The following is a 20,787-nucleotide window of genomic DNA, read 5'->3' on the forward strand; positions in this document are numbered from 1 at the left end:
CGTCAGCTCAGCCGGTGACGGCGACCTCGTTGGGGGCGACGTCGAGGGTCACGCTCGTGACGACCTCACCGGAGGTCAGGTCGACGGCGTGGACCTGTCGTGAGGCCGGCTCGGTGACGTAGGCGATGTCGCCCGCGACCTTGATCGACGGGTGGGGGTCCTGCCACTCGGCCGGTCCCTCCCACGGCGCGACGACCGGCGTCGAGCCGGTGAGCTCGCGGGTGGCGGGGTCGAGGGTGTGGACCGCCCCGTCGGTCGCAAGGACGTAGGCGAGGTCGCCCGGGCCGCGCGCGACGTCGCGGAAGGTGTAACCGACGCCGTCCGGGAGGGCGACGACGTCGAGCGTCTCGGCCGCGGTGTCGATGACGGCGAGCGAGTCGAGCAGGTAGCCCTCGGCGTCCGGGTCGGTCTTGTAGTCGCCCACGACGAGCGGGCTGGTCTCGCTCACGTAGGCGTTGCCCATCCGGCCGTAGGGCTGGTCGGGCGCGTCGAGCTTGGTGAACGCGCCGTCGGCGTAGAGCAGGGCGCCGTCCTCGCACCCGAGGACGACCACCTCGCCGGCCGCGGTGCCCTCGCCGTGGACGCCCGGGCACTCGTCGTTCTCGGCCACGACCTCACCCGCCTCGTCGAGCGCGACCGCGCCCGAGCGCGACTCGGCGTCGCCGACCGTGGTGAGCAGGGTGCCGTCCTCGAGCACGATCGAGACGCCGTGGTGCGCCTCGACGCCCTCGATCGTCTCGGCGGACGACGGGTCGGTCAGCTCGGCCGTGTCGACGACCGTGGTGTCGCTGGTGCCGTCGGCGTAGAGCACGGTGCGCCCGGCGTGGGCGACGACGTGTCCGGGCGTGTCCGCCTCGTAGACGACGTCGGTGAGCCGGGGCTCGTCGTCGGTCCCGGCGGCGGTGTCGAGCACCTGGAAACCGTCGGCGACGGTGACCATGACGTGCCGGTCGTCGCCGGCGGGGTTGAGACGCGTGAACTCCTCGGAGTCGAGGTCGGCGACGACCTCGAGGGTCTCTCCGTCGAGCACGAGGATCCCGCCCTCGTAGGAGACGGCCACGCGGGGCGCCGTCGTGGTGGCCGAGGCGGCCGACGGGCTCGGCTCGTCGGTCTCCTCGGACGACGGGTCGTCGCCGGAGGAGCAGGCGGACAGGGCGAGCAGGGTCGCCGACGTCGCCACCGCGAGGGTGGCGCGTCGACGCGCAGGGGTGCGCATCGTCGATACTTCCTTGGTTGGTGTCGGTTGTTCTTGCAGGGGACAGGTGGGCTCAGCTGAGCCCGGTGGCGATGCGCTCGGCGTTGACGCGCATCATCGTCAGGTAGTCCTCGGCGCCCCCGCCGGGAGCGGTGAGCGACTCGGTGTAGAGCTCGAGCACGTCGACCTCGAGCCCCGACTCCTCGGCCAGGGCCTGCACGAGCCGGTCGCGCGACGACGACTCGGCGAACACCGCCCGGACACCGGTCTCGCGGATCGCCTCGGCGAGCGAGGCGAGGTCGGAGGCGCTCGGCGCGGCCAGCGTCGTCCCGCCCGGGACGACGGCGCCGACGACCTCGAAGTCGTAGCGCTCGGCGAGGTAGCCGAAGACGTGGTGGTTGGTGACCAACGCGCGCTGCTCATCGGGGATGGCCGCGAACGCCGCGGTCAGCTCGTCGTCGACGGCGCGCACCTGCTCGAGGTAGGCGCCGGCCTGCTCGCGCACGGCCTCGGCGTCGACGCCGTCGATCCCGAGCAACGCGGCCTCGAGACCCTCGACGACGTCGACCATGCGGGCCGGGTCGGTCCAGAAGTGCGGGTCCGGTGTGCCGGCGGCATCGCCGTCGGCGTAGTCGAGCACGTCGACGACGTCGCCGGCCACGAAGGTCGTGACGCCCTCGTCGGCGGCCGCGTCGAGGTGCTGCTGCAGGCCCTCCTCGAGGCCGAGGCCGTTGGAGACCAGCAGGTCGGCGCCGCGCATGCGGCCGGCCTCGCGGGCGGAGACCTCGAACGAGTGCGGGTCGGCGTCCGGCTTCATGAGCGTGACCACCTCGGCCTCGTCGCCGGCCACCTGCTCGACGACGTCGCCGAGGATGTTCGTCGAGACGACGACCACCGGCCGGTCGTCGGCGTCGGCGGCGCAGGCGGTGAGGCCCGCCACCACGAGGCCGACGGCGAGCAGCGCCCTCATCGGCCGGTCCCGGCGACGAACAGCGGCTCGGACGGCGTCTCGAAGGTCCGCGAGACGCGGGCGCCGTCGGCGAAGTCGATCTCGTGCAGGCGTCGCTCGACGGGAGCGCTCAGGTAGGCGCGCTGCTGGTCGGCCACGAGCGTGGGCACCCCGCGACCGGCTCGCAGCGACGCGCGGGCCAGCGGCTCCGAGAGACCGACGACGTCGCCGGACCCGCCGTCGAGCACGAGCACCCGACCGTCGGTGGTCAGGCCGAGCACGTGCTCGCCGTCGTCGTCGACCGCGGTGACGGCGACGAGCGGTCGCGGCGAGCGGAGCAGCGACCACGAGCGCTGGCGGGTGTCGAGCAGCCAGACCCGTCGTGGCCCGGCCAGCCCGGCCACGGTCGGTCGGCCATCGCGTCCGGCGAAGTCGGTCGCGGGCGGCACCGGGCCGTCGGGGTAGGGGACCCGCTCGATCGCGGGGCCGTCGTCTCCGCTGACGGCGAGCAGGGCGCCGTCGCGGCAGCCGACGACGGTGCCGACGCGCGTGGCGATCGTGCCGGCCGCCGCGGGACACGGGTGCTCGGCGCCGCGGACGCCGTCCGCGTCGAGCACGGTGACCCGGTCGCCCTCGGCGAGCAGCGCGTGCTCGCCGACCGGGACGAGCAGCCCGGCTCCCGGCGTCGCGTTGACGCGGTACCGCTCGGTCAGCTCGCCGTCGGCGAGCGCGCCGGTGTCGAGCATGACGGCCTCCCCGGTGCGCTGCAGGAAGACGCCCGAGCCACCGCTGGTCGACGACGTGGTGGTCACGACGGTCGCCGGGCCACGCGCGTCGAGGCGACCCACGGGGCGGGCCTCGGCGCGGTAGTAGTGGAAGTGGTCGACGTGGTCCCACGTCCACACGCCGCTGTCGACGACCTCGACGCCCGACGTCGTCTGCACGAACACGAACCGCCCGTCGGTGTGCACGGCCCCGGGCGGGTCCAGGTCGGCGAGGTCGGTGACGGACTCGTCGAGCAGGTCGAGGTGGCGGACGGCGCCGGTGGCGTCGACCGTGGTGAGGCCGAGGGCCGGCTCGGCGAGCTCGACGGCGCCGGCGATCTCGCCGTGGTCGCCCGCCGACTCGGCGGAGGCCGGGGCGGCGTCGTCCGGCGGCGGGCTGCAGGCGGTGACCGCAGCGAGCAGGCCGACGGTGACCAGGGCGGCGGTCGTCAGGCCGGGAGGGCGGGGGAGCACGGGCTCTCCTGTTCGGTCGTGGGGTCGGAGGTGGGGGCGGAGGTGGGGGCGGGACGGGCGGTGCGACGACGGGGGACGGCGGCCCGCACCAGCCACGACACGACGGCGACGACGATCGCCGTCATCGCGATGGACGACCCGGCGGCGGTGGCGGCGAACCACGACAGGAGCAGGCCGGCCACGACGGCGACGACGCCGAGCGCCGCCGCGAGCGCCATCGTGGTCGGGATGCGGCGGGTCCAGTGCGAGGCCGCGACGGCCGGTGCGATGAGCAGGCCGACGACGAGCAACGAGCCGACGGCCTGGTACGACACGACGACGGCGAGCGTGACCAGCCCGACGAGCAGGGCCTGCGCGAGCGCGGGTCGCAGGCCGAGCACCGCGGCGACGCGGGCGTCGAAGGCCAGCGCCAGCAGCGGACGGTGCGCCAGGGCGGCGGCGAGCACGGTGACGGCGGTGGCGACGAGCAGGAACCGGACGTCGGCGTCCGAGATCGCCAGGATGTCGCCGAACAGGATCGCGGTCGCGTCGGTGGCGAAGCTGCCCGAGTGCGAGATGACGAGCACACCGAGAGCGAGCATGGCCACGAAGAGCAGGCCGATGCTGGTGTCGTAGGAGAGTCGCCCGCGTCGCTGCAGCAGGCTGACCGCGAGGCTCATGACGCCGGCGCTGCACGCGGCGCCGAGCACCACCGGCAGCCCGGCCACGGTGGCGAGGGCCACCCCGGGCAGCATCCCGTGCGCCAGCGCCTCGCCGAGGAAGGCCATGCTCCGCACGACGACCCACGTGCCCACGACGCCGCAGAGCACGGCGACCAGCGCACCGCCGACGACGGCGCGCTGGAAGAACTCCAGGGTGAAGGGCTCGACGAGCTCGGAGGGCGTCACGTCGACGGACTTAATCATAACGAGAACGATTCTCAAAAAGGGCGTTCGGTCCCTTACGGTGCAGGGGTGGCCCTTCTCGACCAGCTGCCCGTGCTCCCGACCGATGTCGCCCGACTCGCTGGTGTGCGCGTCGTCCGTGGTGGCCAGGAGGCCCTCGCGGGCGTCGACCTGACGATCGGGCGCGGGCGGCTGACGGTGCTCGCCGGCCCGAACGGCGCCGGGAAGTCGACGCTGGTCGAGGTGCTCGCCGGGGTGCTGCCGGTGACCGAGGGCGAGGTCGCGCGCCGGCCCGGGTCGACCGCGTTCGTGCCACAGCGGGCCGCCGTCCCCGCCCGCCTGCCGGTGACGGTGCGTGAGGTCGTGACGATGGGGCTGTGGGGCGAGGTCGGCGCCTGGCGACGCGTCGGTCGCGGCGGGCGGCGTCGGGTCGAGGAGGCGATGGACCTGCTCGGCCTCTCGGCCCTGGCTCCGCGTTCGTTCGACACCCTGTCCGGCGGAGAGCGTCAGCGCGCCCTGCTCGCCCAGGGGCTCGCCCGACGGGCCGACCTGTTGCTGCTCGACGAGCCCACGACCGGGCTCGACGCCGCCAGCGTGGCGCACGTGTGCTCGGCGATGCGCCACGAGGTCGCTCGCGGTGTCGCCGTCGTGTGCGTGAGCCACGACGCCGTGGTGGTCGACCTCGCCGACGTCGTCGTCCGACTGGACGGCGGTCAGGTCGTTGCCGATCCGGCAATAGTTGCCTGAGTGGAAACTATTGCCTAGGGTCGAGGCATGACCTCGAACGATCCGACGCCCGACGCCGCCCGCGCCGCCCTGGCCGAGATCGACGACGCCCAGCGCGCCGTCCGCAACACCCCGTGGCCGGTGTGGCTCTACCCCGTCAACGCCGTGCTGTTCGGCCTCCTCGGCCTCGCCTCCCTCCTCGACAGCACCTCGAGCGCCCGCTTCGCGGTGGCACTGGTCACCGTCGTGGTGAACGTGACCGTCGGGTACCGCTCCGGCGTCCCGTGGGCCCTGCCGACCAGCCGGGTCTTCCTCGTCGGCGTGTTCGGAGCCGGTGCCTGGGCCGTGGTCGCGGCCGTCGCGGCGCAGCTGAGCGACCGTGCGTGGCCGGTCGTGCTGTTCTCGCTCGCCGCCACGGTCACCTTCTCCGTCGGCGCGATCGCTCACCGCCGGGCCACGGCGTGAGCGGGCTCGACCCGGTCATCCACCCGACCCACCGGCTGCGCATCTGCGCGATGCTGGCCGCCGCCACGACCGTCGAGCTCTCGGTGGTCAAGGAGCACCTCGACATCACCCCCTCGGCCCTCAGCAAGCAGGTGGCCTCGCTCGTCGACGCCGGCTACGTGCGCCAGGAGCGCTCGCGCACCGACACCCGACGCGTCTGGCTCTCGCTCACCCGCGCGGGCGCCACCGCCTACCGCGAGCACGTCGCGGCGCTCCGGGAGATCGTGGCCCTCGAGCCCGTGGCCACCGCCGGTCTCGACGGCGAGCCGGCGTCGTGAGCGCCGGCGCCGGCGCCGGCGCCGTCGTCAGCCGGCGCCCCAGGCGTAGGTCTGCTTGGCCAGCTTGAGGTAGGTGAGCGTCTGCGTGCTCTCGACGCCCGGGATGGTGCGGATCCTCGACGAGAGCAGGTCGAGCAGCTCGTCGTCGTTGCGGGCCACGACCTCGCAGAGGATGTCGAAGCCGCCGGCGACGAGCACGACGTAGATCACGGCGTCGAGCCCCACGAGGGCCTCGGCGACGGGGGGTACCGGACCGCGCACGGTGATGGCGACCATGGCCTGGCGGTGGAAGCCCATCTGCATGGGGTTCGTGACCGCGACGACCTGCATCACGCCGTCGGCGACCAACCGCTGCACGCGCTGGCGGACGGCTGCCTCCGACAGCCCGACCTGCTGGCTGAGCGCGGCGTACGACGTCCGGCCGTCGGCCTGCAGCACCTCGACGATGGCGCGGCTGACGTCGTCGATGGGTGGTTCGGAGGTCACCGTCAGTCCGCAGGCGACGGGGGCGGCACGCACAGCACCGGCCGTGTCGAGAGGTGCAGCAGCTTGTGCGGCGTCGAGCCGAGGATGGCGCCCCGCAGCGGCGACTCGCCCCACGTGCCGACCACGATGACCGCGGCGTCGTGGCGCTCGGCGACCTCGAGCAGCGCGTCGACCGGACGGGCCGAGACGTGCTCGAGCACGGTCTCGACGCCCGCCGCCTCGGCCTCCTCGACGGCGTGGGCGAGCGCGGCGCGGCCCTGCTCCTCCAGCGCCGCCCGGTGCACCGCGGACTCCTCGCCGAGGCCGCCCGGCGGGGTGCTGCCGTGCACCAGCACCAACGGCTCGGCGTAGCGGGTGGCGACGCTGATCGCGACGGTGAGCGCGTGCCGCGCTCCGGGGGACTCGTCGTAGCCCAGGACCACGCTCATGCGCTGACCTCCCGCTCGGGAGCGACGCTCGGTCGTTCGCGCCAGTACCGGGCGTCGGTCACGCGCCACACGAGCATGAGGACGACGCCGACGACGATGATGCCCACGCCGATCACCAGCGGCGGACCCACCCCCAGCCAGGTCTGGCCGCTGTAGGAGTTGGCCGGGTCGGCCATGTCGCCGATCGACTCGACGAGCAGCCAGGCCAGCAGCACCGAGCCGACGACGGGGCCGATCCCGATGAGCAGCAGCGAGGCGAGCGAGCGCGTGAGCTGGCGACGGAAGTAGATCGCGCACGCGATGCCGGTGAGCGAGTAGTAGAAGGCGATCAGCAGCGAGAGCGCGGTGAGGGAGTCGAAGAGCGCGTTCTCGCTGATCGCCGAGATGACGAGGTACCAGGCGATCGCGATGCCGGCGACCCACCACGTCGACACGTCGGGCGTGCGGAAGCGCGGGTGCACGCGGCCGAACGTCTTCGGCAGGGCGTGGCGTCGCGCCATGCTGAGCCCGGTGCGCGAGGCCGGGATGATCGTGGTCTGCGTGGAGGCGATGGCCGCCGTGGCCACGCTGAAGTAGACGACCCAGTCCCAGCTGCCCATCACCTCGGTCGACAGCAGCGCGAAGATGTACTCCTCCTCCCCACTGTTGTCGGACAGGTAGCTGGTGCCGGCGTAGGCCACGACGGCGATCGCGACCGAGACGTAGGTGGTCAGCAGCACGATCGTCGACACGATGCCGGCCTTGCCCGGGGTGCTGCTGGAGTCGGTGGTCTCCTCGGTGAGGTTGACCGCTGACTCCCAGCCCCAGTAGGCGAAGACGCCGAGCAGCAGCCCGCCGGTGAGTGCCGCGCCACCGGCGCCGAACGGGTTGACCCACGACAGCGACGGCGTGATCGAGTCGAGGCTCGAGGTGTCGTTGGCGACGCGGACGAGCGCCACCACGGCGAAGGCCAGCAGCGCGAGCACCTGCGCGACGATGAGTGCGTTCTGCAGGCGGGCCGAGATGTCGGTGCCCCACACGCAGATCATCGTCATCAGCAGGATCAGCAGCACCGACATCGTGCGGACGGCGACCGTGGAGTCGGCGACGCCGTCGAGCCCGACCGTGTAGAGCCCGAACACGACGCCGACCTCGGCCAGCGAGCCGATGACGAGCACGCCGGTCATGGTGATCGCCCAACCGCCCATCCAGCCGAACCACGGCCCCATCGCCCGCGTGACCCAGGAGAACGTGGTGCCGCAGTCCTGGTCGACGGAGTTGAGGTAGTAGAACGCCGAGGCGATGAGCAGCATCGGCACGAAGCTGGCCAGCAGCACCCCCGGGGCGTGGACGCCGGCCAGCAGGGCGATCGGGGCGATCACCGCGGCCAGCGAGTACGCCGGCGACGTGGCCGCGAGCCCGATGACGAGCGCGTCGAAGAAGCCGATCGCACCGGCCTTGAGCGACGGCTGCCCGTCGACGGTGTCGGTGCCTGCGCCCGTGCCGCTGGCGGCCGTGTCGGGGATGTCGGTCATCGCATGCCTCCCTCGCGGGGCCGGCTGGCTCTCGATGGCGTCGCTGCCTGGCGGCCGACCGCGATCATCACACCGCTTTCCGTCGTCCGTGACAAGGGCTGCGACGGAATCCGTTGCCGCCGCGGCCGGACCCTGTCGAATCCACGGTGACGTGAGTAGGGTCGGCAGCACCTGACCGGTCCCACCTCGAGGAGTGCGCATGACCTCCGCGTTCAGCAACGTCGTCGGCGGGCAGCTGGTCCCGTCCGCGTCCGGCGAGACCTACGACGTCGTCGACCCGACCACCGGCGAGACCTACGCGACCGCCCCGCTGTCGGGCGAGGAGGACGTCGACCGCGCCTACGCCGCCGCCGCCGAGGCCTTCACGTCGTGGGGCCGGACGACGCCCCAGGACCGCGCCCGGGCGCTGCTGCGCATCGCCGAGGCGATCGAGGCACGCGCGGACGAGATCAACGCCGTCGAGTGCCGCGACACCGGCAAGCCGCTGCACGTCACCCTGGCCGAGGAGATGCCCTACGCCTCCGACCACTTCCGGTTCTTCGCCGGTGCGTCGCGGGTGCTGCAGGGCTCGTCGGCCGGGGAGTACCTGGCCGACCACACCTCGTGGGTCCGGCGCGAGCCGATCGGAGTCGTCGGGCAGGTGACGCCGTGGAACTACCCGCTGCTGATGATGATCTGGAAGATCGCCCCGGCGCTCGCCGGCGGCAACACCGTCGTCCTCAAGCCGTCCGACACCACCCCCGCGTCGTCCACGCTGCTGGCCGAGCTGTGCCAGGAGTTCCTGCCGCCGGGCGTGCTCAACGTCGTGTGCGGCGACCGCGACACCGGGCGCGCCCTGGTGGCGCACCCGACGCCGCAGATGGTCGCGATCACCGGCTCGGTGCGTGCGGGCATGGAGGTCGCCCGGTCGGCGGCGTCCGACGTCAAGCGCGTGCACCTCGAGCTCGGCGGCAAGGCGCCGGTCGTGGTGTTCGACGACGTCGACGTCGCCAAGGCGGCCGAGGGCATCGCCGGCGCCGGGCTGTTCAACGCCGGCCAGGACTGCACGGCCGCCACGCGCCTGCTCGTGCAGGACGGCGTCCACGACGAGCTCGTCGCCGCGCTCGTCGAGGCCACCCGCGACCTGCCCACCGGCGCGCCCGACGACGAGAGCACCTTCTACGGCCCGCTCAACAACGCGAACCAGCTGGCCCAGGTGAGCGGCATGGTCGACCGGCTGCCCGACCACGCGCAGCTGCAGACCGGTGGCACGCAGGTCGGCGAGCGCGGCTACTTCTACGAGCCCACCGTCGTCTCCGGCCTGCGCCAGGACGACGAGCAGGTGCAGACCGAGATCTTCGGTCCGGTGATGACCGTGCAGCGGTTCTCCGACGAGGCCGAGGCGCTCGGCTGGGCCAACGGCGTGCAGTACGGCCTGGCCTCCAGCGTCTGGACCCGCGACCACGCGCGCGCCGTCCGCGTCTCCAACGCCCTCGACTTCGGCGTGGTCTGGATCAACACCCACATCCCGTTCGTCTCCGAGATGCCGCACGGCGGGTTCAAGCACTCCGGCTACGGCAAGGACCTGTCGATGTACGGGCTCGAGGACTACACCCGGATCAAGCACGTCATGTCCTACACCGGCGAGTGAGGAAGGCCATCAGCATGCGCATCCTGCTGATCGGGGCCGGCGGCGTCGGCGGCGCGTTCGCCGCGATCGCCGCCCGGCGCTCGTTCTACGACGCGCTCGTCGTCGCCGACTACGACGTCGAGCGCGCCCGCCGGGCCGCCGCCGTCGACGACCGGTTCGAGGCCGTGCAGGTCGACGCCTCCGACCCGTCGTCGGTGGCCGGGCTCTGCCGCGCCCACGGCATCACGCACGTGATGAACGCGGTCGACCCGGTGTTCACCATGTCGATCTTCGACGGGGCCTTCGAGGCCGGCGCCGACTACCTCGACATGGCGATGTCGCTGTCGCGCCCGCACCCCGAGACGCCCTACGAGCAGTGTGGGGTCAAGCTCGGCGACGAGCAGTTCGCGAAGGCGTCGGCGTGGGAGTCGGCCGGCCGGCTGGCGCTGGTGGGCATCGGCGTCGAGCCGGGGCTCTCCGACGTGTTCGCACGCCACGCCGCCGACGAGCTGTTCTCCGACATCGACGAGCTCGGCACCCGCGACGGCGCCAACCTCGTCGTCACCGACGACGCCGGCAACGAGATCTTCGCGCCGTCGTTCTCGATGTGGACGACGATCGAGGAGTGCCTCAACCCGCCGGTGGTCTGGCAGGACGGCGCGTGGCACACGACCGCGCCGTTCAGCGAGCCCGAGGTCTTCGACTTCCCCGAGGGCATCGGGCCCATCGAGTGCGTCAACGTCGAGCACGAGGAGGTGCTCCTCATGCCGCGCTGGGTCGACTGCAAGCGCGCGACCTTCAAGTACGGCCTCGGCGAGGAGATGATCACGATCCTCGAGGTGCTGCACACCCTGGGCCTCGACCGCACCGACAAGGTCCGGGTGAAGGGCGTCGAGGTCAGCCCGCGCGACGTCGTCGCGGCAGTGCTGCCCGACCCCGCGACCATCGGCCCGCGCATGACGGGCAAGACCTGCGCCGGCCTGTGGGTCACCGGCACCGGCAAGGACGGCGCGCCGCGGTCGACGTACCTCTACCAGGTCGTCGACAACGAGTGGACCATGCGCGAGTACGGCCACCAGTGCGTGGTGTGGCAGACGGCGCTCAACCCGGTCGTCGCCCTCGAGCTGATCGCCGAGGGCACGTGGTCGGGGTCCGGCGTCCTCGGCCCCGAGGCGCTGCCGGCGCAGCCGTTCCTCGACCGCCTAGCCGACTACGGGGCCCCGTGGGGCCAGCAGGAGCTGACGCCGTGACCGAGCACGCCGAGCACACCGAGCACACCGAGCACACCGAGCACACCGTCGATGTCGTGGTCGTCGGCGCCGGCGTCACCGGCCTGACGGCGGCGACCGAGCTCACCGACCGCGGGCTCGACGTCGTCGTCCTCGAGGCCCGTGACCGGGTCGGCGGCCGGCTGTGGACCGACACCCACGACGACGTGATGCTCGAGCTGGGCGGGCAGTGGGTCTCGCCCGACCAGACCGCCCTGCTCGCGACCCTCGACCGGCTCGGCCTCGACACCTTCGAGCGCTACCGCTCCGGGGCCGGCGTCTACATCGGCCGCGACGGCGTGCGCCGCGAGTTCACCGGAGCGGACTTCCCGGTGGCCGACCGCACGGCGGCCGAGGTCGACCGCATCACCGACCTGCTCGACGGGCTCGCCGCCGCGATGGACCCCGACCGGCCCTGGGAGCACCCGCAGGCGCACGAGCTCGACCGCATCACCTTCGGGGCCTGGCTCGCCGAGCAGACCGACGACGTCGAGGCGCGCGACAACGTGGCGCTCTACATCGGCCCGGCCATGCTCACCAAGCCCGTGCACGCGTTCTCCGCCCTGTCGGCGGTGCTGATGGCGGCCAGCGCCGGCTCGTTCTCGCACCTCGTCGACGCCGACTTCATCCTCGACAAGCGCGTCGTGGGCGGCCTGCAGCAGGTGCCGGTGCGCCTGGCCGCCGCCCTCGGCGACCGGGTGCACACCGACAGTGCGGTCGACCTCGTCGAGTGGTCCGACGACGGCGCCGTCGTGCACGCGGCCGGCCGCACGTGGCGGGCCCGGCGGGTGGTGGTGGCCGTGCCGCCCACCCTCGTCTCGCGCATCCGGTTCCTGCCCAACCTGCCTCCCGTGCACCTGCAGTGGCGCCAGCACCAGTCGTTCGGCATCGTCATCAAGCTGCACGTCACCTACGCCACGCCGTTCTGGCGCGACGCCGGCCTGTCGGGCACGGCCTTCAGCCCCTACGAGGTCGTGCACGAGTGCTACGACAACACCAACCACGGCGACGCCCGCGGCACCCTCGTCGGTTTCGTCTCCGACGAGAACGCCGACGAGCTGCTGCTGCTCGACGCCGCCGAGCGGCGCGAGCGGGTGCTCGGGTCGCTCGCGCGGTTCCTCGGGCCCGAGGCGGCACACCCGGTGGCCTACTACGAGAGCCGCTGGAGCTTCGAGGAGTGGACGGCGGGTGCCTACGCCACCAGCTTCGACGTCGGCGGCCTCACCCGCTACGGCCCGTTCGTGAGACAGCCCGTCGGACCGATCGAGTTCGGCACGAGCGACGTCGCCGGGCTCGGGTTCCAGCACGTCGACGGCGCCATCCGGGTCGGCCGCGACCTCGCCGACCGCGTGCGCTGATGGCCCCGCCGACCCACCCGACGGCCTACGAGCGCCACGCGCCCGACCCGCGGCTGGTCGCGCGGTCGCTGTCGGGAGCGCAGCAGGGCGTGTTCTGGGTCGACGACGTGCCCGACCGCCCGTCGTACGAGCCGCTGACCGCATCGACGACGACCGACCTGCTGGTCGTCGGCGGTGGCTACCTCGGCCTCTGGACGGCGGTGCTCGCCAAGCGCCGCGACCCCGGACGACGGGTGGTGCTGCTCGAGGCGCACGAGGTCGGGTGGGCGGCGTCCGGGCGCAACGGCGGGTTCTGCGAGGAGTCGATCACCCACGGCGAGGAGAACGGCCGCAGCCGGTGGCCCGACGAGTACGACCAGCTCGAGCGCCTCGGCGTCCAGAACGTCGACGCGCTCGAGCGCGACGTCCGCGAGCTCGGCATCGCCTGCGACTTCGACCGGGCCGGCACGCTCACGGTCGCCGTCGAGGAGCACCAGCTGCCGTGGCTCGAGGGAGGTCCGGACGGCGTGCTCGACGCCACCGCCACGCGGGCCCGCATCGACAGCCCGATCTTCCTCGGCGGTGCGCTCGAGGGCGGCACCGCCCTCGTGCACCCGTTCCGCCTGGCCGTCGGCCTGGCGCGCGCGGCCGCCGATCTGGGCGTCGAGGTCCACGAGCACTCCGCCGTGACCGGCCTGCGGTCGGCCCGCGGCGGGGGACCGCTGCAGGTCGAGACCGCGCGCGCCGTCGTCACGGCCGAGAACGTCGTGCTCGCGACCAACGTGTTCCCGTCGCTGCTGCGGCGCAACCGGCTGATGACGGTGCCGGTCTACGACTACGTGCTGATGACCGAGCCGCTCACCGACGCGCAGCTGGCCTCGGTCGGGTGGGCCGGTCGCGAGGGCCTGACCGACCTGGCCAACCAGTTCCACTACGTCCGGCTGAGTGCCGACAACCGCATCCTCTACGGCGGCTACGACGCCGTCTACCACGCCGGCGGTCGGGTGCGCTCGTCCTACGAGGAGCGCCCCGACTCCTACGCCCGCCTGGCCGCGCACTTCCTGGCCACGTTCCCGCAGCTGGAGGACGTGCGGTTCAGCCACCGGTGGGGCGGTGCGATCGACACCTGCACCCGCTTCGCCGCCTTCTACGGCCTCGCGCGCGGCGATCGGGTCGCCTACGCGGCCGGGTTCACCGGACTCGGGGTCGGGGCCACCCGGTTCGCAGCCGACGTGCTGCTCGACCTCCTCGTGGGCGAGTCGACCGAGCGCACCCGGCTCGAGATGGTGCGTCGTCGTCCGCTGCCGTTCCCGCCCGAGCCCGCGGCCGCCGTCGGCATCAACCTCACCCGGTGGTCGCTCGACCGGGCCGACCACCGCCGGGGCCACCGCAACCTGCTGCTGCGGGGCCTCGACGCCGTGGGTCTCGGCTTCGACTCCTAGGCAGGGTCGACAGCGGCCTAGCCCGCGAGGGCGTCGTCGAGGACGAACCACACGGTGGTGCCCACCGCGTCGAGGTCGGAGCCCCAGCGCGACGACAGGGCTGCGACCAGCTGCAGCCCGCGGCCGTGGACGCGAAGCGGCTCCTCGCGCACGTCGACCGAGCCGTCGGTCGGCCGCGCCCCGCGGTGGTTGCCCCGGTCGCGGACCAGGACCGTGAGCACGTCGCCCTCGAGCACCGCGCGGACCTCGGCGGGGGCGCCGGTGTGGATGACGGCATTGGTGACCAGCTCGGACAAGCAGAGCACGGCCGTGTCGGAGCGGTCGTCGTCGACGCCCCACGCCGTCAGCTGCGTGCGCAGGAAGCGGCGTGCGCCGCCGACCGCGCGCGGCTCGCCCTCGACGTCGCAGTCGGCGACGAGGGCGTCGGGGCCCACGGTGGCGTCGGCCAGGGCGCCGTCGAGCCGCTCGGTGCGGGCCTGCGCCGAGCGCAGCTCGCGCACCAGGTCGTCGACCTCGAGGGTGGGGGGTGCCGCCGCGCCGTCGAGGTAGGCCAGGACGGCGCCGAGCACCTGGCCGTGCAGCACCAGCGGCGCGGCCACGAGCCCGGTCGTCGGGCCGTCGACCTGACGGGCCACGAAGTCGGGGAACCTCGGGGCGAGGTCGTCCCACGAGCCGCCGATCGGTGCGCCGCTGCGCACCACGTGGTTGAGCGGCAGGTCGTCGTAGGCGTCGATGTGGCACCAGTCCATGACCGGACCGGTGCGGTCGGAGGCGGTGAAGGCGAGCCGGCGACCGCCACCCTCGACCAGCGCCAGGCCCACGCGCTGCACGCCGGGCTGGTCCTCGACGTCGAGCAGCCACTGACGCACGACGGTGTCTGCCACGACCAGCACCTGCCCAGGGTAGGGCCGGCGGCCGCGGCGGGCCACGGCCTAGGCCGACGGTGGGACGACCGCGGTCACCTTGATCTCGACCCGCATGCCGACGGCGCCGAGCGCCGGCACGCCGATCTCGGTCCACACCGGCGCCCGGTCGCCCATGCGCCGGCGCATCTGCTCGATCATCACGCGGGTGTGCTCGTCGCCGATCTCGTCGGCCGCGGTGGGCACGTGGAAGCTGTCGACCGCGACGACGTCGCGCCAGGTGGCGCCCGCCGTGGCGAGCACCTTCTCGACGTTGTCGAAGGCGCGGACGATCTCGTCGGTGAGGTCGGCGGGGAAGCGGACCTGGTCGTCCCAGCCGCCCTGGCCGGAGATGTGGACGACGTCGCCGATGCGCACCGCCTGCTCGTAGTGCATCTCGGTGCGCTGGAAGTCGCCGAGGCCGGCGGGATGGGAGAACTGGGCGGTGGTCATGGTGGAGCTCCTCCTGAATAGTTCATGCGTGAAGTGAAACCGTAGCACGAGAAACTTCATGCGTGAAGTGAAGGGATAGGGTGTGGTCATGACCGGAGGCAGCGACGACCTGTGGCTCTCGCCCGACGAGAAGGAGGCGTGGACCGGCGCCGTCTCGCTGATGCTGCTCCTGCCCGGCCGGCTCGAGGCCGAGCTGCAGCAGGCCGCCGGGCTGACCCTGTTCGAGTACCTGGTGCTCAGCCAGCTCTCCGAGGCGCCAGGCCGCGAGATCGTGATGAGCGAGCTGGCGTTCCTCGCCAACGGGTCGCTCTCACGGCTGTCCAACGTGATCAAGCGCTTCGAGGGGCGTGGCTGGGTGACCCGTCGTCCCGACCCGGCCGACGGACGACGCACGCTCGCCGCGCTCACCGAGGCCGGTTACGAGAAGGTCGTCGACGCCGCGCCCACCCACGTGCGCTCGGTGCGCGACCACGTGCTCGCGCCGCTCACCGCCACCGACCAGCGTTACCTGGCGAGCATCGCCGCCAAGCTGCGGGTGAGGCCGGTCGACGTGGCCGAGGGCGACCACCCCCACGAGGGGTCCTGACGCAGCAGGTGGTGCCTACCGTGGAGCGCATGAGCTACTCGCTGAGCCGCGTCATGAGCACGGCCACCGCAGCCTACGCCGGGTTCTGCTTCGCCAAGCCCGAGCACCTCGGGCAGGCCATGGGCGCCGGCAAGCACGAGCAGTCGGGCTACGACCTGCTCGCCCACGTGTTCGGCGTCCGCGACCTCGCGGTCAGCGCCTTCGGTGTCCTCGGTCGCTCGGAACGCACGGTCACCACCGCCATGTGGATCCGCATCTGCTGCGACGTCGGGGACGGCCTGGTGCTCGCGGCGCGGGCCGACGACGACGAGACCCGGGCCAAGGTGCTGGGCACGACGCTGACCTGGGGCGCGCTCAACCTGGCGGCGCTCAAGCTCGACCAGCGCCGCGCCCGGCAGACCGCCCCGTAGTACCGCGACCGACGGGCCCGGGTCGCCTCACCGCTGCGCCGACCCGGACGGCGGGGCGGCCGTGCGGCGACGCAGGTCGTCGACGACGTCGTCGAGCGACCCCGACCGGCTGTGGACGGCGCGCTGCCGGACGGCGCCGGTCGCGCCGAGCAGACGCTGGACGCCGTCCTCGACCAGGGCCAGGTCTCCGGCCTCGTCGAGGTAGGGCGAGCAGCACGCGAGGAGGTCCTCCAGCACTGCGGCGGCTCCCACAGGCTCCGCACCCGGTCGGCACGGGTGCAGGAGGCGTCCGTGCAGGCCGTGCCGTGCGGCTCGCCACCGCGCCGCGCGCAGCAGCTCGACCCGCCAGGTCGCCGCCGGCAGTGCGCCGTGCGCCGCGGCCTCGACCAGGCCACGGACCAGCGCCACGACCGCGCGGACGTCGTCGAGGTCGGCCATCACGTCGGCGACCCGGACCTCGACGGTCGGGTAGTCACGCGCCAGGCGGGCGTCGAAGTAGAGCATGTGCTCGTCGCGCGCGGCGCCGCTGGCGACCAGGGCCTGCGCGACCGCGCGGTAACTGGCGGCGTCGCCGAACGGGACGGTCGGGCCGGCGCTGGGCCAGTGCGACCACAGCTCGCTGCGCCACGACGCGTAGCCGGTGTCGCGGCCGTGCGCGAACGGCGAGCTCGCGCTGAGCGCGAGAACGACCGGGAGCCACGGCGCGATCCGGTCGATCACGCGCACGCCCTCGTCGGGGTCGGCGATGCCGACGTGCACGTGCATGCCGCACGTGCCGGCGTCCTCGGTCACGGCGCCGAACCGCTCGACCATGTCGCGGTAGCGGTCGTCGTCGCTGACGCGCCGGTCGTCGTCGGCGGCGGCCTTCTGGACGACGACCGGGGAGGCGACGAGGGAGAGCCCGACCCGGTCGGCGCCGTGCAGCGCCGTCGTCCGCTCGTGGTGCAGCTGGGCGACGACCTCGTCGACCGCGGTGCTCGGCCGGCTCATGATCTCGACCTGGTGGCGGAACAGCTCCTTCTCGGCGCTGCCGCCCGCCGCGCGCAGCACGTCGTCGGCGCGGGCGACACCGCAGCGGGTCGCCGGGTCGACGACCCAGAGCTCCTCCTCCACGCCGACGGTCCTCATCCCGCCATTCGACGCCCCTCGGCACCCCCGCCGATACCTCCGCAGGGGCGATCGGCCATCGGACACGGTGTCCGGCGAAGACGACGGTCGACCGGCGTCCGCCCGCACGGGTGAGTCCGCACGGAGGGCGGCCCCGGTAGACACGTGCGATGACGTCTCGCAGGCCGAAGGTCGTGGCCGTGGTGCAGGCCGGCGGCGCCGGGTCGCGTATGGACGTGCTGACGAGGGAGCGGGCCAAGCCGGCGCTGCCGTTCGCCGGCGTGTACCAGCTGCTCGACTTCGTGCTCACCAACCTGGCGCACAGCGGCATCGACGACGTCTGGCTCTCGGTGCAGTACCACGGTGCGTCGCTGGAGGAGCAGGTCGCCAACGGGCGCCCCTGGAACCTCGACCGCACCGGTGGTGGCCTGCGGCTGCTGATGCCCGAGCCGGGCACGGGCAGCCTCGACGAGGAGGGCTTCGCGACGGGCAACGCCGACGGGCTCTTCCGCATCCGCGACCGCATCCGGACGTCGGGCGCCGACGTGGTCGTCGTCGCGAGCGCCGACCACGTCTACCGCCTCGACCTCGCCGACGTCGTCGCGACCCACCAGGACGCCGGCGCCGAGTGCACGGTGGTCGTCACCGACGTCGACCTCGACGACGCATCCGAGCACGCGGTCGTGGAGGTCGGCGACGACGGCCGGGTGACCGGGTTCGACTACAAGCCCGACGATCCGGAGGGCGGCACGGTCTCGACCGAGGTGTTCGCCTACGACCCCGCCGTGCTCGTCGAGGTGCTGGAGGAGCTGCACCGCGAGCTCGGCGCCGAGGCGCCCGACGGCGACAGCGGCCTCGGCGACTTCGGCGAGCACCTGCTGCCGCGGCTGGTGGGCCGCGGACGGGTGGTCGCGCACCGGCAGCCCGGCTACTGGCGCGACCTCGGCCGGCCCTCGCGCTACCTGAAGGCCCACCTCGACGTGATCGACGACGACCTCGGCGTGCTCGACGTCGACGGCTGGCCGATGCTGACCCAGCAGCCGCAACGTCGCGCGGCCCGCCTCGAGCAGGGCGCCGAGCTCGACGACGCCCTCGTCAGCAACGGCGCCACCGTGGCCGGACGCGTCGTCCGCAGCGTGATCGGCCCCGGCGCCGTCGTCGAGGCGGGCGCCGAGGTGGTGGAGTCGGTCGTGTTCGCCGACGTCGTCGTCGAGCGCGGTGCGCAGGTGCGGCGCACCATCGTCGACACCGGCTGCGTCGTCGGGCGCGACGCCGTGGTCGGCGACCTCGAGCACGACCTCGACGACGACCACGTGACCCTGCTGGGGCGCGACGTCACCGTCGGGGCAGGAGTGGTCCTGCCCGCCGGCGCCCGGGTCGAGCCCGGCGGCACCGCCTGATCCCTTGACGGCGATCAGGCCCCGCCGGTCATGATGACGAGGTGACCGCCACCCAGGACCCGACCACGCAGACCACCGCCCGCCGCCTGACGACGCCGATCCCCGGCCCGCGCTCGGTCGAGCTGATGGCCCGCAAGCACGCGGCGGTCGCCGGCGGCGTCGGGACGACGATGCCGGTCTTCGCGCGGCGCGCCCACGGCGGTCTGGTCGAGGACGTCGACGGCAACGTGCTCATCGACCTCGGCTCGGGCATCGCCGTCACCACGGTCGGCTCGAGCGCACCCCGGGTGGTCGAGGCCGTGCAGGCGCAGGCGGCCGAGTTCACCCACACCTGCTTCATGGTCACGCCCTACGAGGGCTACGTGCGGGTCGCCGAGCGCCTCAACCAGCTCGCGCCGGGCGACCACGAGAAGCGCAGCGTGCTGTTCAACTCGGGCGCCGAGGCCGTCGAGAACGCGGTGAAGATCGCCCGGCACCACACCGGACGCCAGGCCGTCGTGGTCGTCGACCACGCCTACCACGGCCGCACGAGCCTGACCATGGCGATGACGGCGAAGTCGATGCCCTACAAGTCGGGCTTCGGGCCCTTCACGCCCGAGGTCTACCGCGCGCCGGTGTCCTACCCGTTCCGCGACGGCGGCCTCGACGGCGCCGAGGCGGCCGCGCGCACCCTCGACGTCGTCGACAAGCAGGTCGGCGCCGACAACGTCGCGGCCGTCGTGATCGAGCCGATCCAGGGCGAGGGCGGTTTCATCGTGCCCGCGCCCGGCTTCCTCGCAGCGCTCGCCGCCTGGTGCCGCGACAACGGCGCGCTCTTCGTGGCCGACGAGGTGCAGACCGGGTTCGCGCGCACCGGCGCGATGTTCGCCTGCGAGCACGACGACGTCGTGCCCGACCTGCTCGTCACCGCGAAGGGCATCGCCGGCGGCCTGCCGCTCTCCGCGGTCACCGGTCGCGCCGAGGTCATGGACGGCGTCCACGCCGGCGGCCTCGGGGGCACCTACGGTGGCAACCCGCTCGCGTGCGCCGCGGCGCTCGCGGTGATGGAGACGATCGAGGAGGAGGGCCTCGTCGCCCGCGCCCGCGAGGTCGAGGCGCTGCTCGGCGGTCGGCTGCGCGACCTCGCCGCCCGCGACCCCCGGGTCGGCGACGTCCGTGGCCGCGGGGCGATGCTCGCCGCCGAGCTCGTGCGTCCCGGCACCACCGAGCCCGACGCCGCCCTCGCCAAGGCGGTCGCCGGCCGTGCCCACGCCGAGGGCGTGATCGTGCTGACCTGCGGCACCTACGGCAACGTGCTGCGGTTCCTGCCGCCGCTCGCGATCACCGACGCCCAGCTGCACGAGGCGTTCGACGTCCTCGAGGCCGCCTTCGCGGCGACGCCGGGCGAGTAGGGCTCAGGGCCGCGGCGCCGACCGCGCCGCCGCCCTCCCACGTCACGAGCTCGAACCCGTGCGCGAGCGTCGCGGGTCCGTCGTCGGCGAGCACGTCGAGCGAGCCGACGCCGTCCAGGTCGGTGACGCCGGCCTTGACCAGAGCCTCCTTGCGCACCCACAGCCGCGCCAGGTCGGCGGCAGAGGTGGACGCCGGGCGAGCGCCCAGCCACACGGCCTCGGCGTCGGTGAGCACGTCCGGCGGTGCGGTGAGGCCGGGCCGGACCCGCTCGACGTCGACGCCGCACGGGGCGCTCGAGGCGACGGCGGCGACCGCGCCGCGGGTGTGGCTGAGCGTCGCGTGGACCCCGGGGTGCCCGACGACGCGCGGCCGTCCGTGCGGGCCGCCGCACGTGGGGCAGCGCTGCTCGAGCGCGACCTCGTGCGCGGCGACGCCGACGAGCTCGCCCACGACGTCGCGGAGCAGCAGGTGGGCGGCGGCGTAGGCCGCGCGGTCGGCGGCGTCGACCAGCGCGTCGTGCCGAGCCAGCTCGGTGGTGCTCAGCCCCGACGTCGGGACGGCCGCGCCGACGTCGGCGAAGCGCACCACGACGCGGGCCCGGCTCACGGGGCCAGCCTGCCAGGCCCTCGACGTCGTGGTCGGGGGACCGGGCCCGCGGACGGGTCCGCGGGCCCAGGCA

At 73.6% G+C, this 20,787-nt stretch carries 22 protein-coding genes; 11 read left to right on the plus strand and 11 right to left on the minus strand.

Annotation, left to right across the window (positions count from 1 at the left end):
* Positions 1 to 7: 7 nt before the first annotated feature.
* Genes aztD through aztB form a run of 4 tightly spaced genes read right to left on the minus strand, consistent with a single transcriptional unit; the run spans position 8 to position 4,287 of the window.
* Complete coding sequence (gene aztD, locus ABFT23_RS07690; protein WP_347893878.1) at positions 8 to 1,216, minus strand: zinc metallochaperone AztD; 1,209 nt, start codon at positions 1,214 to 1,216, stop codon at positions 8 to 10.
* Between the two features lie 52 nt (positions 1,217 to 1,268).
* Entirely contained in the window at positions 1,269 to 2,165 is an 897-nt protein-coding gene (gene aztC, locus ABFT23_RS07695) for a zinc ABC transporter substrate-binding protein AztC (RefSeq protein WP_347893879.1), read from the minus strand.
* Positions 2,162 to 3,382, minus strand: a complete 1,221-nt coding sequence (locus ABFT23_RS07700; RefSeq protein WP_347893880.1) for an ABC transporter — start codon at positions 3,380 to 3,382, stop codon at positions 2,162 to 2,164. Before ABFT23_RS07700 ends, aztC begins: the two co-directional genes overlap by 4 nt.
* Positions 3,358 to 4,287 (minus strand): zinc ABC transporter permease AztB, encoded by a 930-nt coding sequence (gene aztB, locus ABFT23_RS07705; protein ID WP_347893881.1) that lies wholly within the window; start codon positions 4,285 to 4,287, stop codon positions 3,358 to 3,360. Before aztB ends, ABFT23_RS07700 begins: the two co-directional genes overlap by 25 nt.
* A 48-nt stretch (positions 4,288 to 4,335) precedes the next feature.
* Between aztB and aztA the strand changes: the two genes are divergently transcribed.
* From aztA to ABFT23_RS07720, 3 genes are read left to right on the plus strand one after another with little or no spacing between them, the layout of a single operon-like run.
* The gene (gene aztA / locus ABFT23_RS07710; protein WP_347893882.1) at positions 4,336 to 5,013 is read left to right on the plus strand and encodes a zinc ABC transporter ATP-binding protein AztA; all 678 of its coding nucleotides are present in this window, start codon (positions 4,336 to 4,338) and stop codon (positions 5,011 to 5,013) included.
* 27 nt (positions 5,014 to 5,040) lie between these two features.
* Positions 5,041 to 5,457, plus strand: a complete 417-nt coding sequence (locus ABFT23_RS07715; RefSeq protein WP_347893884.1) for a hypothetical protein — start codon at positions 5,041 to 5,043, stop codon at positions 5,455 to 5,457.
* Complete coding sequence (locus ABFT23_RS07720; protein WP_347893886.1) at positions 5,454 to 5,774, plus strand: MarR family winged helix-turn-helix transcriptional regulator; 321 nt, start codon at positions 5,454 to 5,456, stop codon at positions 5,772 to 5,774. Before ABFT23_RS07715 ends, ABFT23_RS07720 begins: the two co-directional genes overlap by 4 nt.
* A 27-nt stretch (positions 5,775 to 5,801) precedes the next feature.
* Here ABFT23_RS07720 and ABFT23_RS07725 read toward each other — a convergent pair whose 3' ends face one another.
* From ABFT23_RS07725 to ABFT23_RS07735, 3 genes are read right to left on the minus strand one after another with little or no spacing between them, the layout of a single operon-like run.
* Complete coding sequence (locus ABFT23_RS07725; RefSeq protein ID WP_347893888.1) at positions 5,802 to 6,260, minus strand: Lrp/AsnC family transcriptional regulator; 459 nt, start codon at positions 6,258 to 6,260, stop codon at positions 5,802 to 5,804.
* A gap of 2 nt (positions 6,261 to 6,262) precedes the next feature.
* Positions 6,263 to 6,688, minus strand: coding sequence for a universal stress protein (locus ABFT23_RS07730; RefSeq protein ID WP_347893890.1), 426 nt, complete (start codon positions 6,686 to 6,688; stop codon positions 6,263 to 6,265).
* On the minus strand, positions 6,685 to 8,202 hold the full coding sequence (locus ABFT23_RS07735; RefSeq protein ID WP_347893892.1) for an APC family permease: 1,518 nt from the start codon (positions 8,200 to 8,202) through the stop codon (positions 6,685 to 6,687). Before ABFT23_RS07735 ends, ABFT23_RS07730 begins: the two co-directional genes overlap by 4 nt.
* Positions 8,203 to 8,401: 199 nt before the next feature.
* On the opposite strand from ABFT23_RS07735, the gene ABFT23_RS07740 reads away from it, so the two are divergent.
* Genes ABFT23_RS07740 through ABFT23_RS07755 form a run of 4 tightly spaced genes read left to right on the plus strand, consistent with a single transcriptional unit; the run spans position 8,402 to position 13,858 of the window.
* A complete protein-coding gene (locus ABFT23_RS07740) occupies positions 8,402 to 9,832 on the plus strand; it encodes a gamma-aminobutyraldehyde dehydrogenase (RefSeq protein WP_347893893.1) in 1,431 nt (476 codons plus the stop codon).
* 14 nt (positions 9,833 to 9,846) lie between these two features.
* On the plus strand, positions 9,847 to 11,061 hold the full coding sequence (locus ABFT23_RS07745; protein WP_347893895.1) for a saccharopine dehydrogenase family protein: 1,215 nt from the start codon (positions 9,847 to 9,849) through the stop codon (positions 11,059 to 11,061).
* The gene (locus ABFT23_RS07750; RefSeq protein WP_347893897.1) at positions 11,058 to 12,437 is read left to right on the plus strand and encodes a flavin monoamine oxidase family protein; all 1,380 of its coding nucleotides are present in this window, start codon (positions 11,058 to 11,060) and stop codon (positions 12,435 to 12,437) included. The genes ABFT23_RS07745 and ABFT23_RS07750 overlap by 4 nt, the downstream gene beginning before the upstream one ends.
* On the plus strand, positions 12,437 to 13,858 hold the full coding sequence (locus ABFT23_RS07755; RefSeq protein ID WP_347893899.1) for an NAD(P)/FAD-dependent oxidoreductase: 1,422 nt from the start codon (positions 12,437 to 12,439) through the stop codon (positions 13,856 to 13,858). The genes ABFT23_RS07750 and ABFT23_RS07755 overlap by 1 nt, the downstream gene beginning before the upstream one ends.
* Positions 13,859 to 13,875: 17 nt before the next feature.
* On the opposite strand, the gene ABFT23_RS07760 is transcribed toward ABFT23_RS07755, so the two are convergent.
* Both ABFT23_RS07760 and ABFT23_RS07765 read right to left on the minus strand, forming a co-directional pair.
* On the minus strand, positions 13,876 to 14,751 hold the full coding sequence (locus ABFT23_RS07760; RefSeq protein ID WP_347893901.1) for an ATP-binding protein: 876 nt from the start codon (positions 14,749 to 14,751) through the stop codon (positions 13,876 to 13,878).
* Positions 14,752 to 14,790: 39 nt separating this feature from the next.
* Entirely contained in the window at positions 14,791 to 15,213 is a 423-nt protein-coding gene (locus ABFT23_RS07765; protein ID WP_347893903.1) for a Rid family hydrolase, read from the minus strand.
* A gap of 88 nt (positions 15,214 to 15,301) precedes the next feature.
* Here ABFT23_RS07765 and ABFT23_RS07770 point away from each other — a divergent pair, with 88 nt between their 5' ends.
* Entirely contained in the window at positions 15,302 to 15,799 is a 498-nt protein-coding gene (locus tag ABFT23_RS07770; protein ID WP_347893904.1) for a MarR family winged helix-turn-helix transcriptional regulator, read from the plus strand.
* 29 nt (positions 15,800 to 15,828) lie between these two features.
* Complete coding sequence (locus ABFT23_RS07775) at positions 15,829 to 16,209, plus strand: hypothetical protein (RefSeq protein ID WP_347893906.1); 381 nt, start codon at positions 15,829 to 15,831, stop codon at positions 16,207 to 16,209.
* Between the two features lie 27 nt (positions 16,210 to 16,236).
* Here the strand turns inward: ABFT23_RS07775 and ABFT23_RS07780 are convergent, their stop codons facing one another.
* Entirely contained in the window at positions 16,237 to 17,337 is a 1,101-nt protein-coding gene (locus ABFT23_RS07780; protein ID WP_347893908.1) for a carboxylate-amine ligase, read from the minus strand.
* Positions 17,338 to 17,486: 149 nt separating this feature from the next.
* Between ABFT23_RS07780 and ABFT23_RS07785 the strand changes: the two genes are divergently transcribed.
* Together ABFT23_RS07785 and gabT are read left to right on the plus strand one after the other, a co-directional pair.
* Positions 17,487 to 18,716: a glucose-1-phosphate adenylyltransferase family protein gene (locus ABFT23_RS07785; RefSeq protein ID WP_347893910.1), complete on the plus strand. Its 1,230-nt coding sequence runs from the start codon at positions 17,487 to 17,489 to the stop codon at positions 18,714 to 18,716.
* Between the two features lie 41 nt (positions 18,717 to 18,757).
* Positions 18,758 to 20,107, plus strand: coding sequence for a 4-aminobutyrate--2-oxoglutarate transaminase (gabT, locus tag ABFT23_RS07790; RefSeq protein ID WP_347893912.1), 1,350 nt, complete (start codon positions 18,758 to 18,760; stop codon positions 20,105 to 20,107).
* On the opposite strand, the gene ABFT23_RS07795 is transcribed toward gabT, so the two are convergent.
* Positions 20,037 to 20,714, minus strand: coding sequence for a 4'-phosphopantetheinyl transferase family protein (locus ABFT23_RS07795; protein WP_347893914.1), 678 nt, complete (start codon positions 20,712 to 20,714; stop codon positions 20,037 to 20,039). The genes gabT and ABFT23_RS07795 overlap by 71 nt on opposite strands.
* Between the last annotated feature and the right edge of the window lie 73 nt (positions 20,715 to 20,787).

This window comes from Nocardioides secundeburneus, from assembly GCF_039939255.1.
Taxonomy (GTDB): Bacteria; Actinomycetota; Actinomycetes; order Propionibacteriales; family Nocardioidaceae; genus Nocardioides.

What these genes read in the sequence shown, in the direction of transcription:
- aztD (WP_347893878.1), bottom strand. Translation starts at nt 1,216, where the DNA reads ATGCGCACCCCTGCGCGTCGACGCGCCACCCTCGCGGTGGCGACGTCG.
- aztC (WP_347893879.1), bottom strand. Translation starts at nt 2,165, where the DNA reads ATGAGGGCGCTGCTCGCCGTCGGCCTCGTGGTGGCGGGCCTCACCGCC.
- aztB (WP_347893881.1), bottom strand. Translation starts at nt 4,287, where the DNA reads ATGATTAAGTCCGTCGACGTGACGCCCTCCGAGCTCGTCGAGCCCTTC.
- ABFT23_RS07715 (WP_347893884.1), top strand. Translation starts at nt 5,041, where the DNA reads ATGACCTCGAACGATCCGACGCCCGACGCCGCCCGCGCCGCCCTGGCC.
- ABFT23_RS07730 (WP_347893890.1), bottom strand. Translation starts at nt 6,688, where the DNA reads ATGAGCGTGGTCCTGGGCTACGACGAGTCCCCCGGAGCGCGGCACGCG.
- ABFT23_RS07735 (WP_347893892.1), bottom strand. Translation starts at nt 8,202, where the DNA reads ATGACCGACATCCCCGACACGGCCGCCAGCGGCACGGGCGCAGGCACC.
- ABFT23_RS07740 (WP_347893893.1), top strand. Translation starts at nt 8,402, where the DNA reads ATGACCTCCGCGTTCAGCAACGTCGTCGGCGGGCAGCTGGTCCCGTCC.
- ABFT23_RS07745 (WP_347893895.1), top strand. Translation starts at nt 9,847, where the DNA reads ATGCGCATCCTGCTGATCGGGGCCGGCGGCGTCGGCGGCGCGTTCGCC.
- ABFT23_RS07755 (WP_347893899.1), top strand. Translation starts at nt 12,437, where the DNA reads ATGGCCCCGCCGACCCACCCGACGGCCTACGAGCGCCACGCGCCCGAC.
- ABFT23_RS07765 (WP_347893903.1), bottom strand. Translation starts at nt 15,213, where the DNA reads ATGACCACCGCCCAGTTCTCCCATCCCGCCGGCCTCGGCGACTTCCAG.
- ABFT23_RS07770 (WP_347893904.1), top strand. Translation starts at nt 15,302, where the DNA reads ATGACCGGAGGCAGCGACGACCTGTGGCTCTCGCCCGACGAGAAGGAG.
- ABFT23_RS07775 (WP_347893906.1), top strand. Translation starts at nt 15,829, where the DNA reads ATGAGCTACTCGCTGAGCCGCGTCATGAGCACGGCCACCGCAGCCTAC.
- ABFT23_RS07780 (WP_347893908.1), bottom strand. Translation starts at nt 17,337, where the DNA reads ATGAGGACCGTCGGCGTGGAGGAGGAGCTCTGGGTCGTCGACCCGGCG.
- ABFT23_RS07785 (WP_347893910.1), top strand. Translation starts at nt 17,487, where the DNA reads ATGACGTCTCGCAGGCCGAAGGTCGTGGCCGTGGTGCAGGCCGGCGGC.